The organism is Aquamicrobium sp. NLF2-7 (assembly GCF_022359935.1).
GTDB lineage: Bacteria > Pseudomonadota > Alphaproteobacteria > Rhizobiales > Rhizobiaceae > Mesorhizobium > Mesorhizobium lusatiense.
This window is the reverse complement of sequence record NZ_JAKSED010000003.1, coordinates 324,904-344,550: the sequence shown is the minus strand read 5'-3', so window position 1 is coordinate 344,550 and position 19,647 is coordinate 324,904. Positions and strand designations below refer to the sequence as shown.

The following is a 19,647-nucleotide window of genomic DNA, read 5'->3' as shown; positions in this document are numbered from 1 at the left end:
ATCGAACCTATGAGGGAACACTGACATGATCAGACGATCCATTTTGAAGGCACTGGCCTTCTCAGCCATCTCCCTGCCGATGCTTATGACCACACCGGCCGTTCAGGCGCAGGATGCGCAGACGGTCGACATCGGCGTGCTTCTGTCCATGACCGGCAGCCTCGGCCGTGGCGGCAACAACGTCGTGCTCGGCATGCAGACGGCGCTGGAAGAAGTGAACGCGCTGTCGCCCTCGCGGCAGTTCCGGCTCGTCATCGAGGACGACGAGTCCAGCCCGCAGGCCGCCATGGACGGCATCCGCAAGCTTGTCGACGTCGACAAGGTTCCGGTCGTGCTTGGAACCGTCGGCAGCGCCACCACCATTCCGACCGCGTCCTACTCGCTGTCGAAGAACATTCCGCATGTCGGCCTCACCGCCTCGTCGCCGGATGTGCGTTCGCTCGGCAAAGGCTACTTCTCGATCATCGCCACGGACGAGGTGATGGGCGCGGCCCTTGCCAAATTCGCCATGGAAGACACCGGCAAGAAAAAGGTCGGCATCATCGTGGCCAACGACGCCTATGGCGTCGGCCTTGCCAGGCGCATGCAGGAAGCGGTCGCCGCCAATGGCGGCGAGGTGGTCTCCGAAGTCCGCTACGAGGCGGGCCAGCCGGACTACCGCGCCGAGCTGCAGCGCCTGTTCTCGCCCAAGCCCGAGATCGTGCTTGCGGTGAGCTGGGGCGACAATGCCCGCCTGCTGACCAAGCAGGCCTATGAAATGGGCCTCATGCAGACCGTGCAGGGCGCATGGTATCAGCCCTATCCGGCCGAGATCGTGAACGCCTGCATCGCCGAGGCCTGCGAGGACGTGAAGGGGCTCGATATCGCGGCCGATCGCGGCGAGCGCTTCCAGCAGCTCAAGACCTCGCTTGAGACCCGTGTGGGCTCCGATGTGGTCATCGACTGGTTCATCGGCGTGGGCTACGATGCCGTATGGGTGACCGCGCTTGCCGTGGATCTGGCGAATTCCGCCGAACCCGCGGCCATTTCCGCCGCGCTGCCGAAGGCTTTCGAGATCTATCGCGGCGTCTCGGATGCGGACATGTCCGTCGATGCGGACGGTATCCAGCACAATCAGGAGTATGGCAGCTTCGTCATCAAGGCCGGCAAGCTCGAACCCTATACGGCCAACTGAACGGTTGCGGGCGGTCTTGCACGAAAGCCGCCCGCCCGGAACCTGCTGCACCTAACCTGCTGCACGGGGCCGGACGCAGGGAAGACGTAACGGGAAAATGACGTCGACATGAATCTCACCCAGATACTCATCAATTCGCTGGTGCGCGCCAGCGAACTCGGGCTGATCGCCATGGGCGTCACCCTGGTGTTCTCGCTGTTGCGGTTCGCCAATTTCGCGCATGGCGAGCTGGCCCTCATCGGCGCCTATCTCGCCTATGCGCTGTCCGCTGCGGGGCTCGACCTGTGGCTGGCCATTCCGCTCAGCGCGGTGGCCACCGGCTTCATCGCGGTCGCCATCGACAAGGCGCTGTTCGCCCGCGTGCGCACCGCGCCGGGCCTTGTGCTGCTGGTTGCATCCATGGGGCTTTCGCTGTTTCTCAAGAACATCGTCGGCGCGATCTGGGGCACGAAATCCTATTCTTTCGAGGGCTCGCTGGCGCGCAGCTTCTCCTTCGCCGGCGGCTTCATCACCTCCACGCAGGTCACCATCCTCGTCGTCAGCGTCATCGCCATGCTGTGCTTCCACCTGCTGCTTTCCCATACGCGGCTTGGCCGGGCGATGCGCGCGCTGGCCGACGACAGCGAGCTGGCGCGGGCGCGGGGCATCCGCGTCGAGGCGATCATCTCCAGGGTCTGGTTCATCGTCGGCAGCTATGCAGCCCTCGGCGGCGCGCTGATCGGGCTGGAAACGGTGATTTCGCTGGAGCTGGGCTACAGCGTCATCCTGCCCGCCTTCGCGGCCGCCGTTCTGGGCGGCATCGGCTCGGTGCATGGCGCGATGCTGGGCGCGCTGATCATCGGGCTGGCCGAGAACATCGTGCTGGCCATCGACTGGTCGTTCCTGCCCTTCGCATCCGGACCGCTCTACATCGATACCGGATACAAGCTGGCCGTCGCCTTCCTCGTGATGGTGGCGGTGCTCATCCTGCGGCCGCGCGGCCTCTTCCAGGGAACGAGTGGCGACTGATGACCGATATAGTTCTTTATTTCGCGACCATGATCGGCATCTACACGATTGCCGCCATCGGCCTCAATTTCCAGTACGGCATCGCCGGGCTGATAAATTTCGGCGTCGTCGGCTTCTTCGCCATCGGCGCCTACACGTCCGGCCTGCTCACCCTTGCCGGCGCGCCGGTCTGGGCGGGCCTGCTCGCCGGCGCACTGATGGCGGGGCTGGTTTCGGCGCTGATCGCGCTGCCGACGCAGCGGCTCAACGTCCACTACTGGGCGATCACCACCGTGGGGCTGGCCGAGGTCATCCGCCTCATCCTGCTTAACGAGGACTGGCTGACGCGCGGCTCGTTCGGGCTGGTCGGCATACCGCGTCCGCTCGATGCCATCGTGCCGGCCGGATATCAGACGGCGGCCTTCTGCGGACTGGTCTGGCTGCTGGCGATCGCATGCTATCTGGCGCTGCGCCTTCTCGTATCCTCGCCGTTCGGGCGCGTGCTCAAGGCGGTGCGCGAGGAGAACGATCTGGCCCTGTCCCTCGGCAAGCCCGTGTTCTCCATCAAGGTGCGGGCGCTCGCCATCGGCGGCCTGCTGATCGGGCTCGCAGGTGCGCTTTATGCGCATTACCTGACCTTCATTTCGCCGGCCGACTTCCTGCCCACCGTCACCATCATCATCTGGGCCATGGTCATGATCGGGGGTCGCGGCAACCTCGCGGCCTCGGTCGTCGGCGTCGCGGTCGTCACCGTGTTCCTCAACAGCACGCGCTTCCTCAAGGACGTCATCGCGCTCGACCCGCAGATGATCGCCAGCCTGCGCATGGTGGTGATCGGCCTGCTGATCATGGCGATCGTGGTCTACCGCCCCGACGGCCTGTTCCCCGAACGCAAGAAGGAGTTCGCAGATGGCGACACCCCTGCTGGCCGTTGAGCGCCTGTCCAAGAGCTTTTCCGGCTTCCACGCGCTCCAGGACGTTTCGCTGGAAGTGGCGGAGCGCAGCATCGTGGGGCTGGTCGGCCCCAATGGCTGCGGCAAGTCCACGCTGTTCAACTGCGTCAGCGGCTTCCTGCCGTTCGACAGCGGGCAGGTCCGTTTCAGGGGCGAGCAGATCGGCGGCATGGCTCCGCACCGGATCGCGCGGCTCGGGCTGGTGCGCACCTTCCAGAACGGCCATGCCACCAAACGCATGACGGTTCTGGAAAACATGCTGATGGCGGCGGCCGGCCAGACCGGCGAGCTGCCGTTGCAGGCGCTGTTGCGCCGCGCCGCGATCAGGACGCAGCAGACTGCTCAGCTTGGCCGGGCGCGCGAAATCCTCGAAACGCTGAAGCTGACGCGGGTCGCCAACGAATATGCCGGCAATCTGTCCGGCGGCCAGCAGAAGCTTCTGGCGCTCGGCCGCGCGGTGATGTGCGACGCGGATCTCATCATGCTGGACGAGCCGGCGGCCGGCGTGAACCCGACGCTGGTGCGCGAATTCGTCTCCATGGTGCGCGATCTGCGCGACCGGTCGGCCAAGACCTTCCTGATCATCGAGCACGACATGAAGTTCATCAGCGGGGCCTGCGATCATGTGTTCGTGCTGAGCGCCGGCCGCAATCTTTCCTCCGGCACGCCGGCGCAGATGCAGCGCGATCCGCGCGTGCTGGAGGTCTATCTGGGGAAGCGCCATGCAGCCGTTGCTTGAAGTCGCGAACCTGCGCGCCGGCTACGGTCCGGCACAGGTGCTGCACGGGGTGGATCTGTCGGTTTCTGCCGGCGAGATCGTGTCGATCATCGGGCCGAACGGCTGCGGCAAGTCCACCCTGCTCAAATCGATCATGGGCTACGTGCCGTGGTCGAAGGGGGAAATGCGCCTCGAAGGCCACAGCATCCTCGGCAGGCAGACGGAAGAACTGGTCGGGCTCGGGCTCGGGTTCGTTCCGCAGCTTGCCAACACGTTCAAAGGCATGACCGTTCGCGAGAATCTGGAGCTGGGCGGCTATACGCTCGACCGCGCGGCGGTGTCGCGGCGCATCGAGGAACTGGTCGGCATTTTCCCGATACTGGCTCCGCGCATGCGCCAGAAGGCCGGCACCATGAGCGGCGGCGAACGCCAGACCGTGGCGCTCGCTTCGGCGCTGATGGCCGGCCCCCGCCTGCTGCTGCTCGACGAGCCGTCCGCCGGGCTGTCGCCCTCCGCCACTGCCGACATGTTCGCCAGCGTGAAGGAACTGCCCGCGAAGCTCGGCATCACCGTGCTGATGGTGGAGCAGGATGTCTATGGCGCGCTCGAAATCTCCGATCGCGGCTATGTGCTGGCCATGGGCCAGAACGAATTTTCCGGCTCCGCGGCCGATATCCTCAACGACCGCCGCATAGGCATCGCCTATCTCGGCATGGATCCCGACGAACAGGAAGCTGGCCATGACGCGTCGTAACATCTCCTCCGGCTCGCACTTCGAGGCGGCCTATGGATATTCCAGAGCCGTGGTGACCGGGAGCCAGGCCTTCGTTTCCGGCACGGTGGGCATGAATTACGCCACCGGCACGATCGATCCCTACGCGGCCATGCAGGTGCGCCAGATCGTAATCAATATCGAGGCCGCCCTTGCACAGGCGGATTTCAGGCGGGCTGACATCGTCCAGCTCACCACCTATATTGCCGGCGCAGAGTTGATGCCGGCCGTGGGGAAGGCGCTCGGCGAGGCATTCGGGGACATCCGGCCGGCCAATACGGTTGTGGTCGTGGGTTTTCCGGTGCCCGGTGTTCTGGTTGAAATCAGCGCGGTCGCGGTGAGGGGCTGACGGAGAATGCAGTGTCCGGCTTGAAGGCTATCGATCCGATTGACCGGCAGGAAACGCTGGGCGGCATGGCGCATCGCAGCCTGCGCAGCGCGCTGATGGCCGGCAATTTCCGTCCCGGCGAGAAGATCACCATCCGGGCCGTCGCCGCCGTGCTTAATGTCAGCATGACCCCGGCGCGCGAGGCGCTCTTCAACCTCGTGGCCGAGGGCATCCTCGAACTCGACCAGAACCGCACGGTGCGCATTCCCGCCCTGACGCCGGAGCGCGTGGCAGAGATCACGGCTATCCGCCTGTCGCTGGAAAAGCTCGCCACCGAGGCCGCAACCGCGATCATCGATGACGAGACCGTCGATCGCATCGAGGCGTTCCATAACGAACTCGTCGTCCATTTCGCCGCCAAGGACTACACGGCCATGATCGAGGCGAACTGGAAGGTGCATTTCACCCTCTATGAAGCGGCGGGAATGCCGACGCTGCTGAAGATGATCGAGAGCCTGTGGCTCACGGTCGGCTCCTACCTCGTCACCATCTATCCGGACTTCGCCACGCCGGCCGACGGCCTGCCTCATCACGAGAAGCTGATCGGGGCCTTGCGGACACGCAATGCCTCGGTGGCCGCTGAGGCCATCGCAACCGATATCCAGTTCTCGGCAGAAGCGCTCACGCGCGCAGTCGCTCATCATGAGGAGCAGCGGCTGGACGGGACATTTCCCATATCCAGAAAGCCCTAGATAGCGGAGCCTGACACCTTTGGACGGTCTGCGCTTCCCTCATGACATGGGGGCTGCGCAGCGCCGCAAACCGAAGGCGAAGGCAGCTCCCGCAATCGCCCCGTATTACGACCCTTCATCCCGGGGGATTTTCACCGAGCTTTCAACTGCGGGCGGAATATTGTACTCGCCACAGGCAGGCTTCGGTGTTCGGGAGAGGACTGGATGGGGACCGCAGACGAGCGCCCGTTGCGCATCATGAAGGTATGCCGGTGGGTGGATCTGACGCCCACCATGCGGCGAGTGACGCTTGCCGGAACCGACGTCGGGCCGCTGGCAGGCAGCGGATTGCACGCAAGACTGCTGTTTCCCGAAGACGACCAGCCACAATGGCCGCATGTCAGCGCCGATGGCCGCCCGGTCTGGAACCGGGGACAGGCGCGGATGCCGATACGGGCTTACACCCTGCGCAACATTCGTGCCGATGCCGGTGAAGTCGACATCGACTTCTTCCTGCATGACGGGGACGGGGTCGCCGCTTCATGGGCGAAAAACGTGAAGGCGGACGCTCTTCTCGGCATCATCGGCCCCATTGGCCGCCCTGTCGATGAAGCCGACTGGTATCTGTTTGCCGGCGATGAATCCTCCCTGCCGCCGATCGCGCGCATGCTGGAAAACCTGCCTCATGATGCCCGCGGGCTTGTGCTGATCGAGGTCGCCGATGCGCAGGAGCGGCAGGTTCTGAAAGCGCCGGCCGGCGTGGAGATAAGATGGCTTCAGCGCGATGGCGAACCCGGACTGCCGCATGGCCGGCTGCTGGCGCAAGCGGTGGTGGAAACGCCCGTTCCCGAAACGGGCCGCGTCGCCTGCTGGCTCGGCGCTGAGCTCACCGCCTTCCAGATTGCGCGCGCTCACTGGCGCAAGCTCGGACACATCGATGAAAGTCGCATCCACGTAGCGCCCTACTGGAACGCCGCCAAACAGACGCGCACCGAAGTAAAGCTGCTCGCCCGCCCCGCTGCGGCTGAACTTTTCGAGCCGGTCGACACCGAACGTCTGGCCGCGCTGTGGCGACAGAACCTGGCGGATCAAAACCAGCCTGGCGTACCCGATTTCGCAGCCGCGCACGCTGTCACCGAAGCGCACCTGATGGCGGCTCTGGTCGGAGAAAGCGTCATACGGCTGGATACTGACTGGGAAGGCATTGTCCAGGCCCTGCCGGAAGCGGGGGAGGTTACCGTCGTGACCCGCAATCCTGCCGCAACCCATCGCAAGCATGGCGTCTTCGACCGGATCATGTGGAATGAGGAACGCCCGGTCGTTCTCGACCGCAACATCAATCTGCGCATCAGACTGGAAAGCTGGACGCATGGCTTCTTTGCCGGCGCACAGATAGCCGGATATGGCGCTGACGGCCTGCACATATTCGATTCCTGCGGGCGGTCTGTCCTGCATGTTCTGGCGCGCACGCCGGCCGGCGGTGAAAAGCTGCGCGAGCTTGCGCAGCTTTTCAGGGACAGCGATCAGAGCCCCCGGATCGGTGTGCACCGCCCTTCCCCGCCCCCGCCTGCACCCGACGACGCCGAAATCGATGTGGCGGCATTGGCGGCGCAGTGGCGCTCCATGCTTGATACGCATGATATTTTCGCGCTGGCCCGCCGCCACGGCGCGCAGCGCACCCAAAGCTACCGGCTGGTGCCGGACGATCTGGCCTCGCAGGTCGATACCGACCTGTTCTTCGAAGTGCTGAAGGAAGCAGCCAGACAGGGCGAAGGTGTCATGATCTTCGTCGGTTCGCCGGGCAACGTGCAGATCCATATCGGACAGGTGAACACTGTCAGCGTAACGGCGGAGCGTCTTTCGGTGGAAGACGAGACGTTCGGGCTTGAGATCGCCAGATCCCTGGCAGCAAGCTGCTGGCTCGTGTCCAAGCCGACCATCGATGGCGAAATCAGGTCCATCGAGCTGTTTGACGATCAGGGCGATCAGATCGCATGGGTGTTCGGAGAGCGCCGCCCCGGCAGCGCGCAGGCGCACTCCTGGCATGCCTTGCTGGACCGGATTTGCGGAAGAACGCCCGTGGCAGTCCCGGCCTGACCCGGTTCATCAGGACGACATTCCGCCGATAAAAAGCGCTATGCGTTTGCCTCCTGCAAGTGCGGGAGGCCGGACTGCGGGTCGGATTTCAGGCTGTGCAGGGAAAGGTCGACTTCGCTGACAGGCCTCAACCCCTCCGGCCGGCGATGCGAGATGACGATGAACCCGGTGTCTGCCAGCTTCCGGCTCAGGCGGAGGAAGATCTTTTCTTCCGCCGCCCGGTCCAGCGCGCTCGTCGCCTCGTCCATGATGACCCATTGCGGCCTGTGCAGGAAGAGCCGGGCCAGAACCAGCCTTTGAAGTTCGCCGCCTGAAAGCGTGGTCAGATCCTCGGGTCGCAGGGCCCGGATGATTTCAGGTTTCAGCCCGACATCCTCCAGTGCGGCGTCGATCTCCTGATCGCTGAAGGCCGAAACAGGCAGGGGATAGCAGACCGCTTCCACCGCATCGCCCAGCGGCAGATAGGGGTGCTGGGGAATGACGAAGAAGCCGGACGCCGGGAAGAGCACCTCACCGCGTCCATGTGGCCACAAACCGGCGATGGCCTTGCCCAGCGTTGTCTTTCCGACCCCGGAAGGCCCGCTCAGCCAGATGGATTCGCCCCGGTTGAGACGAAGTTCCGGCAGAGCCAGAAAGGGTTTCGTGCCGGGAGCGGCCAGTTCCAGCGCCTGCGCGCGAAAAGCTCCGTCGGGCGATGACCCTGCCGAAATGGCGGGTGCGACCGCTTGCGGAGGCCTGTCCAGAAATTCGATCAGCCCACCCAGACGCTTCGCGGCGGCGGCCAGTTCCGAAAGCGGACGATAGGAGAAGATGAACCATGACAGGGTCGTCACCACCTTCGCGAAGGCCGAGCTGATCTGCATCATGCCGCCGAAGGTGAGCGCCCCGGCGAAATAGGCCGGCATGGCAAGGAAGGTGGGGATGCGCAGCGCCGTGTAATAATAGGGATAGGTGAAGGAGCTCAGCCGCAGTTCCTGCCCGATGAGGCGCCGCCAGTTGGCCACGATCCTGCCAAACCGCCTGTCGAGTTCGCGACGTTCCGCAGCGGCGCCGTCGAGCTGCGCGATCTGATCGGCATTGCGGCGAACATGAACGAGCCCGAAGCGATAATCGGCTTCACGCTGCTGCTGCCTGAAATACAGCTCTTTGAGCGGCCGCCCGAGCAGATGGGTAATTGCGATGGCGATAATGACATAGGCAAAGGCGACCCAGACCATGTAGCGCGGCAGCGACCAGTCGATGCCGAGCACGCCAAGATCGAGCGCAAAACCGGAAAGCCCCCACAACACGCTCGCATAGGATATAAGCCCCACCATTCGGGTCACGATGTCGAGCGACAGGGGAACGAAGCCGGAAGCGGTGGTGCTGTCGGCGACATTTCCGGAGATGAAGATCCGGCTGTCTTCCGCGATACGCTGGTCGGGATTGTCCAGAAGGCCACCTTCGGTGAACTCCTGTATGCGGTGGTAGTGGCCCCCTTGCAGCCATTTGTCGAGCAGGCGCGCCGTCAGCGCCTCGCGCCAGCGTATTTCCAGCATCTTGCGGAAATAGATGGAACCGAGGTTCCTCGACGCCTCCGCCACCACGATGGCCGCGAAGATCCACGTCTGGTGCAGCGCTTCGGCCGCGTTCATCTGCTGGAGCGCGTCATAGAAATCCTTGGTCCAGTCGATGACCCGCAGGGCAACGACGATGGAAGCCAGTTCCAGAACAAGAACCAGACCATAGATCAGCAGCGTAATCCTGCCGCCCCTGCCGCTGGTACACAGCTTCAGGATCCGCGAGACATGGCGCAGTATCTCAATCATCGTCAGGTTCCGTTCTCGACACGACCATCGGACAGAGCAGACAAGCCGTCACGCGTGACGGCTTGTCTGCTGCTGTTTGCTAGAAACGCAGCGTGGCTCCCAGCTTGAAGGTGCGCCCCGGCGCAACCTGCGCTTCAAGCGGGCGCGCTCCCGCCGTGGCCGCGGAGGCAGGGGTGACATCGTAACCGTAGAGGCTGTTTCGGAAGTAGCGTGTGTCGAACATGTTCTGGATGCCCGCGTTGAGCTCCAGATTGTTGCGCGGCTTCCAGTTCAGATAGGCATCGAACACCGCATAGCCACCCGGCAGGAAGGCGTTCGGGCTGGCGCGGCGGGTCACCGCTGCGCCAAAGGTGCCCAGAACCTCCGCTTCCAGATTCCAGTCGGCGATGAAATGGCGCAGGCCAAGCACCGCCGTCAGCGGCACGGCTCCGTCGAAGGGCGTCTTCTTTCCGCCCGCCACTCTTTGCGTGCCATGCTGGTAGGAGATCGCCGCAGATGCCCACCAGTCGGCCTGGAACTCATATTCGCCGGCGATCTCGATGCCCCACAGTCTGACGTCCTCGACATTGTCATAGGTCCAGACATTGGGCCGCGTGGGATCGAGATTCATCGGCCCGCGAATGAAGTCCTGATAATCGGCATAGAAGATACCGGCGCTGAAGCTTCCGCGATCAAGCAGCCCTCTGAGGCCGATCTCGTAGTTCCTGACCGATTCCGGCTTCAGACCGGGATTGGGCAGAACGATGCCATTGATGAACGGGTCTCTGGCCGAAACGAACATCTGCTGCGACGTCGGCATCTTGAAGCCTTCGCCATAGGAGGCATAGGCTGAATAGCTGTCGTCCAGCTCGTAGATCAGGCCGAGCTTCTTGATGAGCCTGGTGTTGCTCGTCACCTCGGGCTCGTTGCCGGGAAGCGGCTTGTATCCCGTGTCCCCGGTGGGATCGATCCTGTAGGTCGCAAAGCGAACGCCGGGCGTGATCCTGAGCCGCCCGTCCAGCAATTCCATCTCATCCTGGATGTAGAAGTCCGCGCGGCGGGTCTTCACTTCGGGGAAGTTGTAGCCCTGATTGGTCTGGATCGTCGTCACGCCGGTGTCGGATCGGTGGACGATATTATAGCCGTCATAGGAGGAATCCGTCAGATCGCCGTCGAAACCGTAGATCAGCTTGTGGGCGATGCCGCCGGTGGCGAAACGGCTGGTCAGCTGCACATCCGCCTCAAGGAAGGTTTCGCCATAATTGCGCACCGGCGTGTAGGTGTCCGTACGCGTGGCGAAGATGCGTGTCTGCGTGCCCGACGTGTCGCGCTTCTGGGGTGAATAGGACAGCTGCCACTTGATTTCGTCGAGCAGCGGCGTGTTGAGCGTCCATTTGTGCTCCAGCGCCAGACGCGTCCTCTGCATGTCCAGCTCGCGCGGATAGCTGGCGCTGGCATAGCCGCTGGAGCCGGCAAAAGCGTCCCACACCTGATCCACTTCGGTATGGCGCCTGAAGAACTCCCCGGTCAACCTGAACTCGTGATCTTCGGGGGTCCAGACCAGCTTGCCGAGCGCGTTCCATGCGTAGGCGTCGGCATCGAACAGCTTGTCACAGCCGAAAGAGGCCGGACGCGGACATCCCCAGATGCCGCCGTCGGCGCGCGCATTCCTGAGCCGTGGCTCATGGGCGGACAGGTGGCCGAAACTCGCCAGCATCTGGAAATCGCCCTGCGAGGCCGCCGCCGTGAACTGCTTGCGGAAGCTGCCGTCGAAGCTGTCATAGGCGCTCTTGATTTCACCCGCCCATGGCTTGTCGGAACCATCCAGCAAATCCTGCGGATCGCGGGTGCGAAACGAAACGACGCCGCCCAGTGCATCCGCCCCCCAAAGCACGGAAGACGGACCGCGAACGATTTCGACCGCCTTCATGTTGAAGGGATCGGCGAAATCGCGGCTGCCGTAGATCGTCTGCTCCTGAACCCGCGCGCCATCGACAAGGATCTGCACCCGGTTGCCGCCGACGCCCCGGATGCTGAACGAACCGAGCTGGCCATAGGGATTGTTGAGAGAGGTTTCGCGGTCGACGCTCAGACCGGGAAGATAACGCACCATGTCGTCGATATCGCGAACGGCCCTGCTGTCGAGTTGTTCGCCGGTCAGGATGGTGACGTTCTGCGCGACATTGAACAGTTCGTTCGGGCCGCGCTGGGCAGTGACGGTTATGCGCTCCAGAAGAATGGTTTCTTCAGGCGTCAAAAGAGGAGCCCGCGCCCCTTCAATGTCCTCCGTGCTCTGCTCGGCTCTCGTTTGCCCGAAAGCATTTCCCGGACCTGCCAGAGCGATCGCCGCCACCCCAAGGCCAAGCCATGCGATAAAGCCCGGCCTGCGGCGACCCGTATTGTTTGTGGTAGAATATGTGAAGACAGCCATTGCTCCCCCTCTCTTTAACAACGGGGTTCGCAAGACGGATGCCGCGTCCGGTTTCCTCTACCGAATGCCGCACATTCCAGTGGTCCACCCCGCCCACCGAACTTCCATGGTCAGGCAGGTCTCCTGGCTCACAGGTCATCATGCACCGGCTGTCTTCCCGGCAAAGCCAGTGACAATGAGCGACGGCGCACTCTCTGCTTACAGTTGCGGGGCAGCCCCGGATTTTCACCGGATTCCCTCTTAGCTTTCGCTCTCCGGAGACAACGAAAGAACCATAACCGCGCTCCCGATAACATGGACGCCCGGCAAGTCAATTGCCGCCGGACAGTTAAAGCATGCCGCTCGAAAGAGGGAACCGGATTCGAGGCAATAACATTCGTGAAAACAATGACTTAAAGCGGAATGAGCAAATCCGAAAGATCGCGACACGCTTCAGGTCCGGTCGCCTGCGCCAAACCTCTCCGCAACGATGCGCCGGCGGCCGTGCGGGGAGGTTCAGATGGCTGCGGCAGCCGCCGGCAAGATGCCCTGTGACAGACACAGCAATTGCGTCGGCCGGCGCGGACACGGCCCCACAGGCAGTCCATGGGCCTGAAGGCGGTCGGCACATGGCGGATCGGTTCTATCTGCCGTTGAACACCGGCTTGCGCTTTTCCCGGAACGCTGCAACGCCTTCCTTCAGGTCTGCGCTGGTGCGGACGACGGCAAGGTCGCGCTGGGCACGCGCAAGCTTTTCCGAAGGTGTCTGGATAAGCGTATGATCGACGACGAAGCGCTTCAGCGTCTTCAGCACCAGCGGCGCCATATCTTCCATCTCGCGCGCCATCGCCAGCGCGGCCTCCAGATGCGTGCCGTCTTCCACCACTTCGTTGGCAAGCCCGATCTCGCAGGCGCGGCGGCCGGAAACGGTTCGGCCAAGCAGCATGATCTCCATGGCCATCTTATGCGGTATGCGCCCTGCCAGCGTGGCAATCATGCCGCCTGTCAGCCCGACCTTGCCTTCCGGATAGGAAAAACGGGTGTTCTCGGTCACCACGCACAGATCCGCCATTGCGGCCATCACCAGCGCCCCGCCGACGCACCAGCCATGGACAGCGCATATGACCGGCTTTTCCGTGACGATGCCGATCGTTGGTATGCAGCGCCAGAGTTCGGGAATGTCCGAGACATCGGCGCCGGAAGAAAACGCCTTTTCCCCTGCGCCCGTGATGATCGCGACGCGCTGATCTGAGCTGTCAAATTCGGCAAAGCGCCGCTGCATCTCATTCGCCACCTCGGCATTGATGGCATTCATCTTCTCCGGGCGATTGATGGTGAAGATGGTCGTCCTGCCATCCTGTCTTACGTCCAGTGCTGACATTAAGTCCTCCAGTGCTGTGCATGTCCGTCCGGGCCGCTCCGGCCGCCGGATATCAGTTGTCGTCGAGCAGAATGCGGGCGTCGACGGCCACGCAACCCTTTCCGGCCTCTGCAACAAGAAGCGGATTCACGTCGAGTTCGCAGAAGCGGGGGCCGATGTCCGATACGATCCAGCTGATCCGCGACACGGCCTGGGCAGCGGCATCGATGTCGAGTTTCGCGCTGCCCCTGAAGCCCTGCATCAGCTTTGCGATCTGCAGGCTTTCGATCATCGATCGTGCCTTCCTCTCGCAGACAGGGGCCATCGCCACCGCCACATCCCTGAGCAGCTCGACCAGAACGCCGCCGGCGCCGACGATGATCATCGGGCCAAACTGCGGATCGTTGCGGGCGCCCACCAGCAGTTCGACCTTGCCGGTGCGCATTTCCTGAACGAGAAAACCCTCGATACGCGCATCGGGAAGCTTCTGCGCGATGGATGCGCCCATCTGCGTTACGGCCCGCGCGACATCGTCCGGCGTTTCGAGGCCGAGCACGACACCGCCGACGTCCGATTTATGCACGATGTCAGGAGAGACCACTTTCACCACGAAGGGGCCGTCCAGCAGCGCCGCCGCTTCGCTCGCCTGCTCGCGAGTGCCGACGATCTGGCCGCGATTGACGGGCACGCCGTTTTCGCCGAGGAACGCTTTTGCCTCTGCCTCACCGACACTTCCGGACAAGCCTTCGGGCAGGCTTACCGGCCCCATGGCTGCCGGGCGCGCCGGCGCCGTGGCAGGCTTCGTATCCGCAAGCCGGCCCCAGGCTTCGGTCGCGCGGATCGCGTCATCGAGACTGTCCGTGTAGATGATCTTCTGCGAGCGAAGGAACGATCTGGCCGCATCGGCCGACTGCCCCTGCTGAAGCACGATGATATGCGGCTTCACATGGCCCTCGTCCCGGGCCGCGACGGTGGCCTCATCAAACCTGCGGCACAGAAGCTCGACATCCGGGGCCGTGGTGATCGCCGACAAGATGAGATCGCTGCCGGTGTCGGTAATGATCGGCTTGAGCGTCGATGCCCCGACAACCAGCGAGCCACCCTGCTTTGCGGAGCCGAGATCGACGGGATTGGAGCCCGCGACATTGGCGGGATAGATTTCGGACAGTTCACGGGCCGTCTCGGCGCTGAATTGCGCCAGCGCTATGCCGTGATCGGTGAGGCGGTCGGCCGTAACGGCACCACCGCCACCGGAAGTCGTGACAATGGCCACGCGCTTCGGCCGGGCCTGCGGGAAGCGTGCCAGCGATGCAGCCAGCAGCACCATTGCATCCGGGTCGTCCATCGTCAGCACGCCGCAATCACGGCAGGCGGCCTCGAAGGCCTGATAGCTGCCGGCCAGACTGGCGGTGTGCGAGAAGGCCGCGGCTGCGCCGAAGGCCGTGCGGCCGGCCTTGACGGCGAGCCATGGCTTGCCGGCGGCATGGGCGCGCCGGGCCGTCTCGATGAAGCGCGCCGGATCCCTGATGCCTTCGATATAGCTGCATATGACGCGCGTGCGCTCGTCCTCGATCAGATAGTCGACGAAATCGCACATATCCATGTCGGCCTGATTGCCGATGGAGAAACAGTGCGAAAAGCCCAGCCCACGGGCCATGGCCTTGTCGAATATGGTGGCCATCAAGGCACCGCTCTGGCTCACCAGACCGATGTCGCCCTTCGGCATTTCATCCACGAACAGGGCTGGCGAAGCGCACAGGACGAGATCGTTCGCCGGGCTGATGATGCCAAGGCAGTTGGGACCGATGATGCGCATGTTGTGGCGGTTGGCCGCCGCGACGACCTGACGCTCCAGTTCCGCGCCTTCCGGGCCCGCATCGGAAAACTTGGCGGTGATGACGATCGCCGCCCGCGTGCCGGCCGCACCACAGGCCTCCACCGCATCCTTGACGGCATCCCGCGGCACCGCCATCACGGCCATATCCGGCGGGGTTGGCGTATCCGCGATGGAGGGATAGCACCTGATGCCAAGCAACTGCTCCCGCTTCGGGTTTATCGGATAGATGGCGCCCGAAAAGCGATGGTGGACCAGATTCTTGTAGATGCGGCCACCGAATTTGGTCAGGTCTTCCGAGGCACCGATGACGGCGACTGATCGCGGCGCGAGTATTCCCCGTGGCTGCGCTGCGCCACCAGAAAGCGTAGTCATCCTGTTTGCTCCGTATGCTTGGCTTGTTTCAATGAGCGGACGAAGGCCGTGCGGACTTATCCTGCATGTGTCTGCGTTTCATGGCTGCGCGATAGTCGCGGATACGCTGCGCCAGACCGGGCCGCACCGCGGAGCGCACCAGCGCCGCCAGATCCCGGTCGAGAAGGGCCGGGTCATCGCCTGCCGCACAGCGAATTGCGGCGAAGGTTTGGGGATCGAGCCGGACAGCGGCGGCCGTGGCCTTCTCCACCATCATTTCCAGCCCGGTTTCCGTCACGTGGCCGGTCGCAAGCCCGGTTTCCAGCGCCTTCTCTGCATCGACAGTCTCACCGGAGGCAATGATTGAAAGTGCTTCGTCTTCCCCGATCCGCGCCGCCAGCCGGCGGGTTCCCAGAACGAGCCCGAAGGCAGCCCCCGGAAAGCTGAAGGACGCATCGGGAAGCGCAAGCCGCGTGGAACAGGCGGCGAAAAGATCCGCTCCGGCGCCAAAGCAGCGGCCTCCGGCGATTGCCAGCGTGGCGAAGGGCGCCGACCACAGGCGCGCCAGAAGCTGCTCGATCCTGATGAAGCGCATCAGCAGGTCAGCATCGGGCGCCTCCTCGATGCCGGCAAGATCAAAGCCGGTGCAGAAGTTGCGCCCTTCCCCTTCGATGACCAGCATTCTCGTTCCGTTGCCGAGGGCCTCATCAAGCCCGCGATGCAGAGCTTCGACAAGATCATGCGACAGGGCATTGCCCTGTTCCGGCCGCGAAAGCGTCAGCGTCATGCGGACATCTGCTTTGTGGATGGTCAGTGGCATTTCAGGCCTGAGTGCCCCAGATGTTTGGCATGACCGAGTTGGAATAGCCTGAGATGAACGACTTCATGCCGCCTTCGGGCGGAAACACATTGCGCTCGATCGCTCCGATATCGCCGCCATAGACATGAATGCTGATCGAGACGCGATCGTCGCACGCATTCCAGACCTTGTGGATGTCGCCGACATCGGGCGACACCATCACGACCTGACCGGGGTCAAGACGTTCGGTTTCACCAGCCACCGGCTTGCCATCCTGCATCTCGTAAGCTTCCGAGATTTCCGCTCCCCGCAGCATTCCCACCAGCCCCCAGGTCGTGTGGTTGTGGATGGGCGTCTGCTGCCCCGGTCCCCAGACAAAGCTGACCACGCAGAAGCGGTCCTGCGGATCGCAGTAAAGCAGGTGCTGCTGGTAGCGGTCCGGATTGGCCGCGGCCCATTCTTCCGGGAGCCAGTCATCATGCGCCACCAGCGCTTCCAGATAGGTCTTGCCCCTTTCCAGAAGGACAGGCTCGTTGCCATCGGCCTCTTCAACCAGCCTGCTCATCTGGGAGAGGAATGTCCGAAGCCTTTTGGTGTTGGTCGTCATCTTGTTCTCCTCACGAACTCGTTTCATATCGCCGGGGTCAGCAGGGACCGGCGAATGCTTTCCCCGTGCTCATCGAGAGCAGGAGGCGCCTTGTAAATGGGCGGCGACTGACCATCGATCCTCACCGGGCTTGCAAAGGTGCGTGTATGCACACCATTTGGCAGAGCCATTTCCCGGACCCATCCCATGTGCTCGACCTGAATGTCCGACAGGGCCTGGGAATAGCTGTTGATGGAACTGCACGGCACCCCTGCACGCCTCAGATCTTCCAGCAGTTCGGCAACTGTACGGCGCGCGAACTCGCCGTTCAAAATCCGGGCAAGTTCCTTCTGGTTCCGCGCGCGGTCGATCGTGGTCACAAAACGCTCGTCTTCAAACAGGTCCGGGCGGCCGACGACTTCGCACACGCTGCGCCACAGCCGGTCGTTGCCGGCCGCAAGAACGAAGCTGCCATCGGAAGCGGTGAAGGCTTCATAGGGCGCATTGCGGGGATGTGCAGCGCCCAGCGCGCGCGGGTCCCGGCCGCTGGCGAAATATTCGCTGGTTTGAAGAGCGGCTATGGCGAGGCTGGCCCCCAGCATGGACACGTCGATATAGCCCCCCTTGCAGCCCTGCCTGACCCGCGTCAGCAGTGAGGCGATGGAAAACGCTGCATAAAGCCCGGTTGCGAAGTCCGAGATCGGAATGCCGCATTTGACAGGTTCGCCTCCCTCATTGCCGGTCACGCTCATGATGCCCGACATCGCCTGCACGGTAAGATCGAAACCGCCTTCGCCAGCACGGGGCCCGTCCTGCCCGTAAGCTGACAGGGAGCAGTATATCAGGCTGGGCATCTCCTGCGCGAACCTGTCATAGCTGAGCCCCAGACGCTGCATCGCGCCCGGCCGGTTGTTTTCCACAACGACATCCGCCTCCCCGATCAGCCGCACGGCAATGGCATTGTCGGCAGGGTTCTTGAGATCGAGAGCGATCGAACGCTTGTTGCGGTTGAGGGAAGCGAAATTCTCGCTGAATCCGTCGCTGTGAGGTGGCCATTGACGCATTGTATCACCATCGGGCGATTCCACCTTGATGACGTCGGCCCCCATGTCGGCAAGCAGCATGGAGCAGAAAGGCCCGGCGGCGACATGGCAGAACTCGACGACCTTGACCCCGGCTAGCGGCGCTGTGGCGCTGGACTTGGTTTCCGACACTTGAACTCTCCCGAATTGGTTCTGCTTCGCACCTGATCGCCGTAAGGCCGTGGCAGCATGGTGGTTTGCGCATCCCGATTTCGCGGGCTGCGCGGAATGTGTGGTCGATCCGGTCAGGCCGACAGCTGGCTCACGAATTTCGTATCCAGATAGGCGTCCAGCCCTTCGCTGCCGCCTTCGCGGCCATGGCCGCTGTCGCCCACCCCGCCAAACGGTGTTTCGATAGGCCCCAGACCGAAATGATTGATCGACAGCATGCCGACCTTCACGCCCCTTGCAGCCAGTGCGGCACGCCGCGACGATTGCGTGAACGCGTAGCCGGCCAGCCCGTAAACGGTAGCATTGGCAAGCCCGATGGCCTCGTCATCATCCCCGAAACGATTGATCAGAGCGACCGGCCCGAACGGCTCTTCCTTCATGATGCGGCTCGTCTGCGGAACATCCCCGAGCACGGTGGGCGCGTAAAAATATCCGGCATTGCCCAGCTTGCGGCCGCCTGCATGAAGGGTCGCGCCATCGGCTACCGCCTCGTTCACCAGTGCAGATACCGCATCGGCGCGCCGGCTGGTCGCAAGCGGGCCCATATCCGCATTGTCCGCACCGGCGCCCACTTTCAGGGAATTCGCCTTGCGCACGAACGCATCGAGAAACGCCTCGTAAGACCCCGACTGGACGAAGAAGCGCGTCGGCGAAATACAGACCTGCCCCGCATTCCTGTACTTGAACGCAGCAAGCTGGGTGGCCGCGGCCACAGCATCCGCATCATCGAAAACGATCACCGGCGCATGGCCGCCAAGCTCCATGGTCGTGCGCTTCATGTGAGCGCCGGCCAGGGATGCCAGATGCTTGCCCACCGCCACCGAACCGGTGAACGAGATCTTGCGGATTTCCGGCGCTGCGATCAGGTGAGCCGAGATTGCCGGCGGATCTCCGAATACCAGATTGAGAACCCCGTCGGGCAAGCCGGCCTGCGCCAGGCAGCGTGCGACCTCGCACACGGCACCGGGCGCTTCCTCCGGACCTTTGATGATGATCGTACAGCCGGCAGCCAGTGCTGCCGCAATCTTGCGCACCGCCTGAGAGACGGGAAAATTCCACGGGCTGAAAGCGGCGACGGGACCGACGGGCTCCAACATGACCTGCTGGCTGACGCCCGGCAGCCGGGCAGGAATGATGCGGCCATAGGCCCTGCGCCCTTCTTCCGCATACCATTCCATGATGTCGGCCGCATTGTCGACTTCGGCAACGGCCTCCCGCAGCGGCTTGCCCTGTTCCCCCGTCAGCAGCAGCGCAATCGCATCGCGCCGCTCACGGATGAGGCGGGCGGCCTCGCGCAGCATTTTCCCGCGCTCGGGAGCCGGGCGGGCAGCCCACACCGGAAAGCTCCGCGAAGCAGCCTGCACAGCCTCTTCGAGGTCGGCAATTCCGGCAACCGGAACCGTCGCGACGACGGCTTCCGTCGCAGGGTCGACCACATCGATCAGATTACCGCCGCTGCCGGCGCGCCAGCGACCATCGATGAACAAACCATGTTCGATCATAG

General features: G+C 63.3%; 16 protein-coding genes and 1 riboswitch. Of the genes, 8 read left to right on the top strand and 8 right to left on the bottom strand.

The window, feature by feature from the left end; translation table 11 throughout:
* The first annotated feature begins 25 nt into the window (after positions 1-25).
* From MIC97_RS20070 to MIC97_RS20035, 8 genes are all read left to right on the top strand, one after another.
* On the top strand, positions 26-1,174 hold the full coding sequence (locus MIC97_RS20070) for an ABC transporter substrate-binding protein (protein ID WP_239801747.1): 1,149 nt from the start codon (positions 26-28) through the stop codon (positions 1,172-1,174).
* 108 nt (positions 1,175-1,282) lie between these two features.
* Positions 1,283-2,182 (top strand): branched-chain amino acid ABC transporter permease, encoded by a 900-nt coding sequence (locus tag MIC97_RS20065; RefSeq protein WP_239801746.1) that lies wholly within the window; start codon positions 1,283-1,285, stop codon positions 2,180-2,182.
* Positions 2,182-3,096: a branched-chain amino acid ABC transporter permease gene (locus MIC97_RS20060; protein WP_239801745.1), complete on the top strand. Its 915-nt coding sequence runs from the start codon at positions 2,182-2,184 to the stop codon at positions 3,094-3,096. Before MIC97_RS20065 ends, MIC97_RS20060 begins: the two co-directional genes overlap by 1 nt.
* On the top strand, positions 3,071-3,853 hold the full coding sequence (locus MIC97_RS20055; protein WP_183832076.1) for an ABC transporter ATP-binding protein: 783 nt from the start codon (positions 3,071-3,073) through the stop codon (positions 3,851-3,853). Before MIC97_RS20060 ends, MIC97_RS20055 begins: the two co-directional genes overlap by 26 nt.
* Positions 3,837-4,586: an ABC transporter ATP-binding protein gene (locus MIC97_RS20050; protein WP_239801744.1), complete on the top strand. Its 750-nt coding sequence runs from the start codon at positions 3,837-3,839 to the stop codon at positions 4,584-4,586. Before MIC97_RS20055 ends, MIC97_RS20050 begins: the two co-directional genes overlap by 17 nt.
* Positions 4,573-4,953 carry a Rid family hydrolase gene (locus MIC97_RS20045; RefSeq protein WP_239801743.1) on the top strand — a complete coding sequence of 127 codons (381 nt, stop codon included), beginning with the start codon at positions 4,573-4,575 and terminating at the stop codon, positions 4,951-4,953. Before MIC97_RS20050 ends, MIC97_RS20045 begins: the two co-directional genes overlap by 14 nt.
* Before the next feature lie 11 nt (positions 4,954-4,964).
* Positions 4,965-5,684 carry a GntR family transcriptional regulator gene (locus tag MIC97_RS20040; protein WP_239801742.1) on the top strand — a complete coding sequence of 240 codons (720 nt, stop codon included), beginning with the start codon at positions 4,965-4,967 and terminating at the stop codon, positions 5,682-5,684.
* Between the two features lie 204 nt (positions 5,685-5,888).
* The gene (locus tag MIC97_RS20035; RefSeq protein WP_239801741.1) at positions 5,889-7,760 is read left to right on the top strand and encodes a ChuX/HutX family heme-like substrate-binding protein; all 1,872 of its coding nucleotides are present in this window, start codon (positions 5,889-5,891) and stop codon (positions 7,758-7,760) included.
* A 38-nt stretch (positions 7,761-7,798) separates the two neighbouring features.
* On the opposite strand, the gene MIC97_RS20030 is transcribed toward MIC97_RS20035, so the two are convergent.
* The 8 genes from MIC97_RS20030 to MIC97_RS19995 form a co-directional block, all read right to left on the bottom strand.
* A complete protein-coding gene (locus tag MIC97_RS20030) occupies positions 7,799-9,568 on the bottom strand; it encodes an ABC transporter ATP-binding protein/permease (protein WP_239801740.1) in 1,770 nt (589 codons plus the stop codon).
* 79 nt (positions 9,569-9,647) lie between these two features.
* Entirely contained in the window at positions 9,648-11,978 is a 2,331-nt protein-coding gene (locus MIC97_RS20025) for a TonB-dependent receptor (protein ID WP_239801739.1), read from the bottom strand.
* A 95-nt stretch (positions 11,979-12,073) separates the two neighbouring features.
* A riboswitch (cobalamin riboswitch) is annotated at positions 12,074-12,270 on the bottom strand.
* A 330-nt stretch (positions 12,271-12,600) separates the two neighbouring features.
* Positions 12,601-13,338, bottom strand: coding sequence for an enoyl-CoA hydratase-related protein (locus MIC97_RS20020; protein ID WP_239801738.1), 738 nt, complete (start codon positions 13,336-13,338; stop codon positions 12,601-12,603).
* A gap of 52 nt (positions 13,339-13,390) precedes the next feature.
* Entirely contained in the window at positions 13,391-15,526 is a 2,136-nt protein-coding gene (locus MIC97_RS20015) for an acetate--CoA ligase family protein (RefSeq protein WP_239801737.1), read from the bottom strand.
* A gap of 28 nt (positions 15,527-15,554) precedes the next feature.
* Positions 15,555-16,292: an enoyl-CoA hydratase/isomerase family protein gene (locus MIC97_RS20010; protein ID WP_239801736.1), complete on the bottom strand. Its 738-nt coding sequence runs from the start codon at positions 16,290-16,292 to the stop codon at positions 15,555-15,557.
* Between the two features lie 34 nt (positions 16,293-16,326).
* Complete coding sequence (locus tag MIC97_RS20005) at positions 16,327-16,911, bottom strand: cysteine dioxygenase (protein ID WP_239801735.1); 585 nt, start codon at positions 16,909-16,911, stop codon at positions 16,327-16,329.
* Positions 16,912-16,934: 23 nt separating this feature from the next.
* Positions 16,935-18,104, bottom strand: coding sequence for a CoA transferase (locus MIC97_RS20000; protein ID WP_183832065.1), 1,170 nt, complete (start codon positions 18,102-18,104; stop codon positions 16,935-16,937).
* A gap of 113 nt (positions 18,105-18,217) precedes the next feature.
* Complete coding sequence (locus tag MIC97_RS19995) at positions 18,218-19,645, bottom strand: NAD-dependent succinate-semialdehyde dehydrogenase (protein WP_239801734.1); 1,428 nt, start codon at positions 19,643-19,645, stop codon at positions 18,218-18,220.
* Between the last annotated feature and the right edge of the window lie 2 nt (positions 19,646-19,647).